The organism is Vibrio sp. PNB23_22_6 (genome assembly GCF_052877535.1).
On the sequence record NZ_JBNFXP010000017.1, the window covers coordinates 91,240 to 101,044 of the forward strand.

At 46.4% G+C, this 9,805-nt stretch carries 12 protein-coding genes; 3 read left to right on the forward strand and 9 right to left on the reverse strand.

The window, feature by feature from the left end:
• Nucleotides 1-6: 6 nt before the first annotated feature.
• The 9 genes from rpsC to rpmE form a co-directional block, all read right to left on the reverse strand.
• Nucleotides 7-705, reverse strand: a complete 699-nt coding sequence (gene rpsC, locus ACVA54_RS13995; RefSeq protein WP_099079985.1) for a 30S ribosomal protein S3 — start codon at nt 703-705, stop codon at nt 7-9.
• An 18-nt stretch (nt 706-723) separates the two neighbouring features.
• Nucleotides 724-1,056 (reverse strand): 50S ribosomal protein L22, encoded by a 333-nt coding sequence (rplV, locus tag ACVA54_RS14000; protein ID WP_005528535.1) that lies wholly within the window; start codon nt 1,054-1,056, stop codon nt 724-726.
• Nucleotides 1,057-1,066: 10 nt separating this feature from the next.
• Nucleotides 1,067-1,345: a 30S ribosomal protein S19 gene (rpsS, locus tag ACVA54_RS14005; protein ID WP_011078827.1), complete on the reverse strand. Its 279-nt coding sequence runs from the start codon at nt 1,343-1,345 to the stop codon at nt 1,067-1,069.
• A gap of 21 nt (nt 1,346-1,366) precedes the next feature.
• Nucleotides 1,367-2,191, reverse strand: a complete 825-nt coding sequence (gene rplB / locus ACVA54_RS14010; protein WP_099079986.1) for a 50S ribosomal protein L2 — start codon at nt 2,189-2,191, stop codon at nt 1,367-1,369.
• 15 nt (nt 2,192-2,206) lie between these two features.
• Entirely contained in the window at nt 2,207-2,509 is a 303-nt protein-coding gene (rplW, locus tag ACVA54_RS14015) for a 50S ribosomal protein L23 (protein WP_004398471.1), read from the reverse strand.
• Nucleotides 2,506-3,108, reverse strand: a complete 603-nt coding sequence (rplD, locus tag ACVA54_RS14020; RefSeq protein ID WP_099079987.1) for a 50S ribosomal protein L4 — start codon at nt 3,106-3,108, stop codon at nt 2,506-2,508. The genes rplW and rplD overlap by 4 nt, the downstream gene beginning before the upstream one ends.
• Nucleotides 3,109-3,125: 17 nt before the next feature.
• The gene (gene rplC / locus ACVA54_RS14025; protein ID WP_099079988.1) at nt 3,126-3,755 is read right to left on the reverse strand and encodes a 50S ribosomal protein L3; all 630 of its coding nucleotides are present in this window, start codon (nt 3,753-3,755) and stop codon (nt 3,126-3,128) included.
• Between the two features lie 14 nt (nt 3,756-3,769).
• The gene (gene rpsJ, locus ACVA54_RS14030; RefSeq protein WP_004410492.1) at nt 3,770-4,081 is read right to left on the reverse strand and encodes a 30S ribosomal protein S10; all 312 of its coding nucleotides are present in this window, start codon (nt 4,079-4,081) and stop codon (nt 3,770-3,772) included.
• 459 nt (nt 4,082-4,540) lie between these two features.
• Nucleotides 4,541-4,762 carry a 50S ribosomal protein L31 gene (gene rpmE / locus ACVA54_RS14035; protein WP_099079989.1) on the reverse strand — a complete coding sequence of 74 codons (222 nt, stop codon included), beginning with the start codon at nt 4,760-4,762 and terminating at the stop codon, nt 4,541-4,543.
• Nucleotides 4,763-5,048: 286 nt separating this feature from the next.
• Between rpmE and priA the strand changes: the two genes are divergently transcribed.
• The 3 genes from priA (at nt 5,049) to ftsN (ending at nt 9,343) form a co-directional block, all read left to right on the forward strand.
• Nucleotides 5,049-7,253, forward strand: coding sequence for a primosomal protein N' (priA, locus tag ACVA54_RS14040; RefSeq protein ID WP_446580966.1), 2,205 nt, complete (start codon nt 5,049-5,051; stop codon nt 7,251-7,253).
• A 204-nt stretch (nt 7,254-7,457) separates the two neighbouring features.
• Entirely contained in the window at nt 7,458-8,465 is a 1,008-nt protein-coding gene (cytR, locus tag ACVA54_RS14045; RefSeq protein ID WP_099079991.1) for a DNA-binding transcriptional regulator CytR, read from the forward strand.
• Between the two features lie 332 nt (nt 8,466-8,797).
• On the forward strand, nt 8,798-9,343 hold the full coding sequence (gene ftsN / locus ACVA54_RS14050; protein ID WP_099080010.1) for a cell division protein FtsN: 546 nt from the start codon (nt 8,798-8,800) through the stop codon (nt 9,341-9,343).
• The last annotated feature ends 462 nt before the right edge of the window (nt 9,344-9,805 follow it).

The following is a 9,805-nucleotide window of genomic DNA, read 5'->3' on the forward strand; positions in this document are numbered from 1 at the left end:
GACTCCTTACTTACGGCCTTTACGCTGCTTCTTAGGCTTATCAGCCTTAGGCTCTACAGCGTTAGCTGCTGGCATACCACCTAGGATCTCACCTTTGAAGATCCAAGTTTTAATGCCGATCACACCGTATTGAGTGTGAGCCGAAGAAGTTGCGTAATCAATGTCAGCACGTAGAGTGTGTAGAGGCACACGGCCTTCACGGTACCACTCAGAACGTGCAATTTCAGCGCCGCCTAGACGACCGCTTACTTCCACTTTGATGCCTTTAGCACCTAGACGCATTGCGTTTTGTACCGCGCGCTTCATAGCACGACGGAACATAACACGACGCTCTAGCTGAGACGCGATGCTATCACCAACAAGCTGAGCATCTAGCTCAGGCTTGCGTACTTCAGCGATATTGATTTGCGCTGGTACGCCTGCAATTTTCGCTACAGCTGCGCGTAGTTTCTCAACGTCTTCACCTTTCTTACCGATTACAACGCCAGGACGAGCAGTGTGAATAGTCACACGGATGCTCTTAGCTGGACGTTCGATAACGATACGTGAAAGAGATGCTTTTTGTAGTTCCTTAGTTAGGAACTGACGTACCTTGAAGTCGCCGTCTAGGTTGTCAGCGAAATCTTTGGTGTTAGCAAACCATGTAGCATTCCAAGGCTTAACGATGCCTAGACGAATACCATTAGGATGTACTTTTTGACCCATTGCTTACTCTCCTAGTCTCTAGCGATCTGCTACAACAACAGTGATGTGGCTTGAACGCTTCAAGATACGATCCGCACGACCTTTAGCACGAGGCATAATACGCTTCATGGTTGGGCCTTCATCTACAAAGATTTTTGCGACATTCAGATCGTCAATATCTGCACCTTCGTTGTGCTCCGCGTTAGCGATAGCAGACTCTAGAACTTTCTTAACTAGTACAGCAGCTTTTTTGTTGCTGAACGTTAGGATTTCTAGAGCTTGGTCAACAGATTTACCACGGATTAGATCCGCAACTAAGCGAGCTTTCTGAGGCGAAATGCGAGCAAAGTTATGTTTAGCAATAGCTTCCATTATTTACTCCTTAACGCTTCTTAGCTTTCTTATCCGCAGCGTGGCCGCGGTAAGTGCGAGTTGGTGCGAATTCACCCAGTTTGTGACCGATCATTTCTTCGGTAACGAAAACTGGAACGTGCTGACGACCATTATGGACAGCGATGGTCAAACCGATCATCGTAGGGATGATCATTGAACGACGGGACCAAGTCTTAAGTGGCTTTTTGTCTCCGCTTTCCACCGCTTTCTCTACCTTCTTCAGCAAGTGTAGGTCAATAAAAGGACCTTTCTTGAGAGAACGTGGCATGGCGATTCCTCTTTATATAGATTACTTGTTACGACGACGTACGATGTACTTGTCAGTGCGTTTGTTCTTACGAGTCTTGAAGCCTTTAGTAGGCATACCCCATGGTGATACTGGGTGACGACCGCCAGATGTGCGACCTTCACCACCACCGTGTGGGTGATCAACCGGGTTCATTACTACACCACGTACGGTTGGACGTACGCCGCGCCAGCGTGAAGCACCAGCTTTACCAAGTTCACGTAGCATGTGCTCAGAGTTACCAACTTCACCGATCGTTGCACGACCTTCAGAAAGAACTTTGCGCATCTCGCCAGAACGTAGACGGATAGTTACGTACGCACCGTCGCGAGCAACGATTTGAGCGTAAGCACCAGCCGAACGAGCTAGCTGACCACCTTTACCAGGCTTAAGTTCAACGTTATGTACAGTTGAACCTACTGGGATGTTACGCATTGGTAGAGTGTTACCAGCTTTAATAGCTGCATCTACGCCTGACTGGATAACATCACCAGCTTTTAGACCTTTAGGTGCTAGGATGTAGCGACGCTCACCGTCTTTGTAAAGAACTAGAGCAATGTTTGCGCTACGGTTTGGATCGTATTCTAGACGCTCAACTGTCGCTGGGATACCGTCTTTAGTACGTTTGAAGTCAACTACACGGTAGTGGTGCTTGTGACCACCGCCGATGTGACGTACTGTGATACGACCGTTGTTGTTACGACCGCCATTCTTAGAGTTTTTCTCTAGAAGTGGTGCGTATGGCTTACCCTTGTGTAGGTCAGCGTTAACAACTTTAACAACGTGACGACGACCAGGGGAAGTCGGCTTACATTTAACAATAGCCATTCTTAACTACTCCTGTTATTCCGCGCCGCCAACAAAGTCAAGATCTTGACCTTCTTTCAAAGTAACGTACGCTTTCTTAACGTCGCTGCGGCGACCTTGGCGTAGACCTTGACGTTTGGTCTTACCCTTAGTGATAAGAGTATTTACAGACTTAACTTCAACTTCAAATAGCTTTTCTACAGCTGCTTTGATCTCTTTCTTAGTTGCATCTTTAGCTACTTTGAAAACGATAGTGTTCGCTTTCTCAGCTGCCATAGTTGCTTTTTCAGAGATGTGCGGAGCACGTAGAACTTTTAGGATACGCTCTTCAGTGATCATGCTAGCATCTCCTCAACTTGCTTAACTGCTTCAGCAGTCATTACAACTTTGTCGAACGCGATCAGTGAAACTGGGTCGATACCAGCAACATCACGAGCGTCAACTTTGTATAGGTTACGAGCTGCTAGGAATAGATTCTCATCTACTTCGCTAGTCACGATAAGCGCGTCAGTTAGCTCAAGCTCTTTTAGCTTAGCTACAAGCTCTTTAGTTTTTGGTGCTTCTACTGAGAAGTTATCAACAACGATTAGACGCTCTTGACGAACTAGCTCAGAAAGAATGCTCTTCATAGCACCACGGTACATTTTTTTGTTTACTTTTTGGCTGTGATCTTGTGGTTTCGCAGCAAAAGTAACACCACCTGTACGCCAGATTGGGCTACGAATTGTACCAGCACGTGCACGGCCAGTACCTTTTTGACGCCATGGCTTAGCGCCACCGCCAGAAACTTCTGAACGTGTTTTTTGAGCACGAGTACCTTGACGAGCACCTGCTGCGTACGCAACAACTACTTGGTGTACAAGAGCTTCGTTAAACTCACGTCCGAAAGTAGCTTCGGAAACAGTTAGTGCATCAGCACCTTTAACCATTAATTCCATTACTTACTCCTGAGACGTTATGCTTTAACAGCTGGTTTAACGATCACGTTGCCACCTGTTGAGCCCGGTACTGCACCTTTAATAAGAAGCAGATTGCGCTCAGCGTCAACACGTACGATCTCTAGGTTTTGAGTCGTTACACGCTCAGCACCCATGTGACCTGCCATTTTCTTGCCTTTAAATACGCGACCTGGAGTTTGACATTGGCCAATTGAACCCGGTGCACGGTGAGACAATGAGTTACCGTGAGTCATATCTTGAGTACGGAAGTTCCAACGCTTAACAGCGCCTTGGAAGCCCTTACCTTTAGATGTACCAGTAACGTCTACTTTCTTAGTTTCGTTGAATAGTTCAACAGTTAGTTCAGCACCAACTTCGAACTCTTCACCGTTTTCCAAACGGAATTCCCAAAGACCGCGACCAGCTTCAACACCTGCTTTAGCAAAGTGACCTGCTTCTGGTTTAGTAACACGGTTAGCTTTCTTAGAACCAGTAGTAACCTGGATTGCTGCGTAGCCATCTGTCTCAAGAGTTTTAACTTGAGAAACACGGTTAGCTTCAACCTCAACAACTGTTACTGGGATAGAAACGCCTTCTTCAGTAAATACGCGGGTCATGCCCACTTTACGACCGATTAGACCAATCATTCTTCTAATCTCCCTTAACCTAGGCTAATTTGAACGTCAACGCCCGCAGCAAGGTCTAGACGCATTAGAGCATCAACAGTTTTGTCTGTTGGCTCAACGATGTCGATTAGACGCTTGTGAGTACGAATTTCGTACTGGTCACGTGCTTTCTTGTTAACGTGTGGAGAGATAAGAACTGTGAAACGCTCTTTACGAGTAGGTAGTGGGATTGGACCACGAACCTGTGCGCCAGTGCGCTTAGCTGTTTCAACGATTTCCGCTGTAGAAGCGTCGATTAGTTTGTAATCGAAAGCTTTTAGGCGGATACGGATACGTTGGTTCTGCATGAGACAGAGCTCCAATATTAAAAATTACACAAACAATATCGCCACTCAAACTCGTCAAGACGAGAGAATGCCGATTGATTTATGTGAAACCGTAGCATCCAAGATTAGGACGCATTGTCAGTTAATTTTCGATTAACTATCCCTATATGTCAGAGTCACCTCTGGGAACAGTTTTTCCGAAGAAAAGATAGCTAATTGTATTAACCGCGAACATAAGCTGAGTCTACATTACCTTACAAATCACGAAGATTTGCTCGCTCCTCACTGCTCATTGGTTCACAACTGGCTTAACCAGTGCGAGGCATTATACAGATCACATTTTAGGATGCAATAGCCGAACGAAAAATAATCGAATAAATTTCATACAATCAGTTTGCATCAAAAGTGTCCGTTTACCTCATAAACAAAAAGGACGCCGAAGCGTCCTTTTCTAAACTGTAATCATAATAGCGTCTGCTATTATTTCTTACCGCTTGATAGTGCGCCGAAACGCTTGTTGAAGCGATCAACACGGCCGCCTGTATCAACGATACGTTGCTTACCAGTGTAGAATGGGTGGCACTTGTCACATACGTCTAGGTGAATAGATTCTTTCGCTAGAGTAGTGTTGAACTCAAAAGAGTTGCCGCAAGAACAAGTAGCAGTTACTGCTTTGTATTCTGGGTGGATACCAGCTTTCATGGGATAACCTCAATAGTAGGCCGTGTCGCTATACGAATCTATGCCGCACACCACACGTAATTAATAATAAAATGCGATACCGCATCGACGCATTGTCGAAGCCATATCTCAAGGCGCAGTATAGTAATGAATCGCCCCTCTCGGATCAATACATTTGGTGACTTTTTTGCTACTTTTTTCGCCAACCATCGCGCTGACCAGACTTTCTATTGCAATGGAGTGGCTTTACTCAGATTGCCAAGCGCGGTTTAATACCTTTCTCTCTCTTTTATATAGTTAGTAACCTATGCGCCCATCCATCGCCAGAGTGGCCCTACCCGTCCCGCTCGACAAACAGTTTGATTATGTCATCCCTGGCCATCTGTTTCCGATCATTGGCGGTCGCGTCTCTGTGCCTTTCGGTCGCCAGACTTTAGTGGGTATAGTGACAGCAATGGTGAACCACTCTGACTTTACTAAAGAGCAACTCAAGCCGATCAAAGCGGTATTAGACTCTCAACCCGTATGGTCAGAGAAGCTCTACTCCTTACTCAATTGGTGCAGTACTTTCTATCAATACCCACTTGGAGAGACACTACACAACGCCATGCCGGCCGCGCTAAGAAAAGGCAAGCCAGCTGACTTCGCCACACTACAAGAATGGCAAATTACCGAAGCGGGTAAGAATAAGCTCATGCAGGGGCTTGACCGTCGTGCGGTCAAGCAACAACGTGCATTGCAGGCGTTGATCAACGGTGCCGTTCCACATCAAGAGTTGCTTGATCAAGAGATAGCCTCGACGGTGCTTAAGTCACTAGAAGAGAAAGGTTGGGTTGAACGTATAGAGAAGAAGCCGAGCATCGGTAAATGGGGGCAGCAAGTCGAGGCTGAGGTTGAAAAACCGAAACTTAACCATGAACAAGCACTCGCCATTGCCAGTGTAAATAGCCAAACCGGATTCGCCTGCTATTTGTTAGAAGGCGTCACAGGGTCAGGTAAAACTGAGGTCTATCTCAACCTAATAAAGCCAGTGCTCGAAAAGGGAAAACAAGCATTAATATTAGTGCCAGAGATTGGCTTAACACCGCAAACCATCAATCGCTTTAAGCATCGCTTCAATGTACCTGTTGATGTTATCCACTCTGGACTGAACGAAACCGAACGCTTAAACGCTTGGCTATCGGCACGAGACAAAGCCGCAGGCATTATTATTGGCACTCGCTCTGCCCTACTTGCTCCTTTTGCTGACCTCGGCATTATTATTGTCGATGAAGAGCACGATGCGTCCTACAAGCAGCAAGACAGTTTGCGCTATCACGCCCGTGACGTTGCGGTGATGCGCGCGCACAAAGAGCAAGTACCTATCGTACTAGGCTCTGCTACCCCTGCACTCGAGACGCTTCATAATGCGCTTTCAGGTAAGTATCACCATTTAACACTGACACAACGTGCAGGTTCTGCGGTGCCAACAACCAATAAAGTGCTCGATGTTAAAGGGCTGTATTTAGAGAGTGGCCTATCCGCGCCCTTGATTGCAGAAATGCGTAAACATCTAAAAGCAGGCAATCAGGTGATGCTGTTCCTAAACCGAAGAGGTTTTTCTCCGGCATTGATGTGTCATGAGTGTGGCTGGATCGCCGAGTGTAAACGCTGTGATGCTTACTATACCTTCCATCAATATAGTAATGAGATTCGCTGTCACCACTGCGGCTCACAGCAACCCATAATCCATCAGTGTCAAGGGTGTGGTTCAACACAACTGGTCACCGTTGGCGTTGGTACTGAACAGTTAGAACAACAACTGGCGCAGCTATTCCCTGAATACAAAGCAATACGAATTGATAGAGACAGCACGCGCCGCAAAGGCAGCTTGGAAGATGCATTAACGTCCATTCGCAAAGGTGAGTATCAAATATTGATTGGCACTCAGATGCTTGCCAAAGGACACCACTTCCCGAACGTTACATTAGTCGCGTTGCTTGATATCGATGGCTCTCTATATAGCAGTGATTTTCGCGCGTCTGAGCGCTTGGCTCAGTTATTTATTCAAGTGGCCGGGCGTGCTGGGCGTGCAAGTAAGCCAGGTGAAGTCGTTTTGCAAACGCATCACCCCGAACACAGCTTACTCCAAGCCTTGTTACACAAAGACTACCGACACTTTGCGATGACAGCATTAGAAGAACGCAAATTGGCTCAGCTCCCTCCTTATAGCTACCTAACATTATTTAAGGCAGAAGCGAACCACAGTGAGTTGGTCGAAGATTTTCTGCGTCAGGTTCGCTTTACATTAGAGTCGCATCCCTTATTTGATGACAACTGTATGGTATTAGGGCCGACACCTTCGCCTTTAGCCAAGCGTGCGGGGAAATATCGTTGGCAACTATTGCTGCAAACTCAGCATCGTTCATTAATGCAAAAGTTATTAACCAGTACAAAACCTGCTATTGATTTGTTGCCGAATGCTAAGAAAGTACGCTGGAACTTAGACATTGAACCACAAGATCTCAGTTAGCAAACGTTTAACCATGTAATGAATTACCCCTTAATGTGAGTTGCATCACAATAGGAATGCGAGTTTTGTTAAACAGACCGTAACTTTCCCTCTAGAAATGAATAGACTATTCAAATAAGCAAAGTCTAACGTGAGTCAATCACATAGACTGATATTAAAACAACGACTAACGTCAACTTGGCGACAATTTGAGAGGGTATAACTATGGCGACAATGAAGGATGTTGCCCAGCTTGCAGGGGTATCTACGGCTACGGTATCACGAGCGCTGATGAATCCAGAAAAAGTGTCTTCTTCGACACGAAAAAGAGTAGAAGACGCCGTTCTTGAAGCGGGCTACTCTCCGAATTCTCTCGCACGCAATTTACGTAGAAACGAGTCAAAAACCATTGTCACCATTGTGCCAGACATCTGTGATCCTTACTTTGCAGAAATTATTCGCGGTATCGAAGACGCGGCAATGGAGCACGGCTACCTTGTATTGCTAGGAGATAGCGGCCAGCAGAAAAAGCGTGAAAGCTCATTTGTAAACTTGGTGTTCACCAAACAAGCGGATGGCATGCTGTTACTTGGAACGGATCTCCCTTTCGATGTCAGCAAGCCTGAGCAAAAAAACCTACCACCGATGGTAATGGCATGTGAGTTTGCACCAGAGCTTGAACTGCCAACGGTTCACATCGATAACTTAACGGCCGCTTTCGAAGCAGTAAACTACCTAACCCAACTTGGGCATAAACGAATTGCGCAAGTTTCGGGCCCAGATACTGCGGCACTGTGTCAATTCCGCCAGCAAGGCTACCAACAAGCATTGCGTCGTGCGGGTATTAGCCAAGATCCGCTATACAGTGTCATTGCAGATTTTTCTTTTGAAGGTGGTGCACAAGCAGTACGTAAACTGCTCGAACTGCCAACACCTCCGACGGCTCTATTCTGTCACTGTGACACCATGGCGATAGGCGCGATCCAAGAAGCAAAACGGCTTGGCTTGCGCGTCCCACAAGATCTCTCTATTGTCGGCTTCGATGATATTCAATTCGCCCAATACTGCGATCCACCGCTAACCACCGTTTCTCAACCACGTTATGAGATTGGCCGTCAAGCCATGCTAATGATGTTAGAACTCTTGAGAGGGCATGATGTGCACTCCGGCTCTCGCCTACTCGATACTAAGCTCGTCGTTCGTGGTAGTGCTGCGCCTCCGCCATTGCGATAGAAAATTAAAGGACCTAGGTTGTTAGGGCCTAGGTCCTAAGTGGAGCGTGTGGGAAGTTAGTGCATTTGATTGCTTCTCGAGAAAATGACCGGAATACCGAATACGGAGCGCTTCGCTTACGGAATACAGAAAAGACCACGTTTGCGCGTAATCCGTAATCCGTAATCCGTAATCCGTAATCCGTAATCCAAGATTTTAGGTCCTAGGATCCTAGGACCTGCGTTTTATCACGCCCCTTTCTTTTAAAACTAACAAGATTGCGCGAACAGGGTGTTTTCCATCCTCATTCTGGATTAACATATTTCGCAGAATTCTTGATGACCGAAGTAACCGTGGCAAATAAAGATTATGTAAGACGAGGGCGCGGCGCTCCGAAAAAGTCGACAAAAAAACAGCCCTCTAGAAAAAAACCTTGGCGTAGTGGTCTGCTGGCAATTTTGCTTGTCAGTGGATTTGGTTACGGCTTGTACTTATTAAGTAATGATCCAGAGCCAGAACAGCCGGTTGTCAAACAACAGCCTGCGACTACAAGCAAGCCAAAACCGAAAAAAGAGTTGCCTGCACCTCCTGAAGAGAAGTGGGAATACGTAGAGTCATTGCCAAACCGTGAAATCGAAGTCGTCGCTAAAGAGATCGAAGTGTCGAAGATCCCTTACATCATGCAGTGCGGTGCCTATAAAACTCAAGCTCAGGCGGAAGAACGCAAACTGGCGATCGCTTTCCAAGGCATCTCTAGCCAAATTCGCCAGAAAGAAGGCAGTTCGTGGTACCGAATAGTACTAGGGCCATACAAGTTCAAGCGTGACGCCGAAAAGGACCGTCATAAATTGCAACGCGCCAAAATCGAACCATGTGCAATTTGGAAAGAGAATTTTTAGGTAAAAATAAGGGCCTAGATTATAGAGCCTAGAATCCTAGGTGGAGCACTCTGCTAGTTTGTGCATTTCATTACTTTTTGAGAACGTGATTGAAATACAGAATACAGGGCGCTTCACTTACAGAAACACGCTCACTGAACCCAACAGCGTCCTTCCGAACGAGCTCAAGCGAGCATCCGGAATCTATTATCAGCGCACTATTTAATTTCGGTTTATCACCTTAGTGATATCAAACTCGGTCTGTAGATTCTGAATCACGTTCGTCCCTCACTGTTCAGAATGACGGTCACTTTAGCGCACTCAACCGAGAAGATTCGTCATTCTAGCGAGTCCAAACGAGACTAAGAATCTAACCTCAGCAAGCTCCCCAACCCAATAGAGCCATCTCACTACCGCACAATCGGATAGTAGATTCTGAATCACGTTCGTTCCTCACGGTTCAGAATGACGGTCACTTTAGCG

Bases quoted from the DNA above. Each gene is read 5' to 3' on its own strand.
- rpsS (WP_011078827.1), bottom strand. From the start codon at position 1,345: ATGCCACGTTCTCTCAAGAAAGGTCCTTTTATTGACCTACACTTGCTG.
- cytR (WP_099079991.1), top strand. From the start codon at position 7,458: ATGGCGACAATGAAGGATGTTGCCCAGCTTGCAGGGGTATCTACGGCT.
- rpsC (WP_099079985.1), bottom strand. From the start codon at position 705: ATGGGTCAAAAAGTACATCCTAATGGTATTCGTCTAGGCATCGTTAAG.
- rplW (WP_004398471.1), bottom strand. From the start codon at position 2,509: ATGATCACTGAAGAGCGTATCCTAAAAGTTCTACGTGCTCCGCACATC.
- rplV (WP_005528535.1), bottom strand. From the start codon at position 1,056: ATGGAAGCTATTGCTAAACATAACTTTGCTCGCATTTCGCCTCAGAAA.
- rplB (WP_099079986.1), bottom strand. From the start codon at position 2,191: ATGGCTATTGTTAAATGTAAGCCGACTTCCCCTGGTCGTCGTCACGTT.
- priA (WP_446580966.1), top strand. From the start codon at position 5,049: ATGCGCCCATCCATCGCCAGAGTGGCCCTACCCGTCCCGCTCGACAAA.
- rpsJ (WP_004410492.1), bottom strand. From the start codon at position 4,081: ATGCAGAACCAACGTATCCGTATCCGCCTAAAAGCTTTCGATTACAAA.
- rplD (WP_099079987.1), bottom strand. From the start codon at position 3,108: ATGGAATTAATGGTTAAAGGTGCTGATGCACTAACTGTTTCCGAAGCT.
- rplC (WP_099079988.1), bottom strand. From the start codon at position 3,755: ATGATTGGTCTAATCGGTCGTAAAGTGGGCATGACCCGCGTATTTACT.
- rpmE (WP_099079989.1), bottom strand. From the start codon at position 4,762: ATGAAAGCTGGTATCCACCCAGAATACAAAGCAGTAACTGCTACTTGT.